This window comes from Haloferax profundi, from assembly GCF_001469865.1.
Lineage (GTDB): Archaea > Halobacteriota > Halobacteria > Halobacteriales > Haloferacaceae > Haloferax > Haloferax profundi.
This window is the reverse complement of the sequence record NZ_LOPV01000537.1, coordinates 1-442: the sequence shown is the minus strand read 5'-3', so window position 1 is coordinate 442 and position 442 is coordinate 1. Positions and strand designations below refer to the sequence as shown.

Sequence of the window (442 nt, the reverse complement as noted above, 5' to 3'; positions counted from 1 at the left end):
ACGGGGACTGAGACTGTCCCGTTCTACGTCGACGACGGTACAGGCGAGGTGCTCGTTCGGCCGGACGCCGCCGACCTAGATTTGGAATGGGGAACCGAAATCATCGTCGGGAGAGACGAGCGCCCACCGGAACCAATCGAGCAGTTTCTCTCGCAAAAAGACGATATCGATGACCCGACTGAGCCGGTACTAGAGACGCTGTGGCCGAACACTGGCACGCGTTCGTTTCGGGAGCGACTGATCGAAGCCGGCGACGAGGTGTACGTCTTCGGCGAAGCAAACGACCGACCGAGCAACGAGTTCGGCGACAACGACATCGAAATTCGGCAGGGTGTAAAGGGGGGTCACTCTGAGCCACGGACGTTCATCGTTTCGGACAAACCGAAACCGGAAGTGAGCGGTGGGCACAGGTCTGGCGGGCGTCTGGCCGTCCTCATCGGAG

General features: G+C 60.4%; 1 protein-coding gene. It reads left to right on the top strand.

What is annotated here, in order from left to right; translation table 11 throughout:
- On the top strand, window positions 1–442 hold a 442-nt coding region (locus AUR66_RS16390), incomplete at both ends, for an E3 ubiquitin ligase family protein (RefSeq protein WP_231727940.1).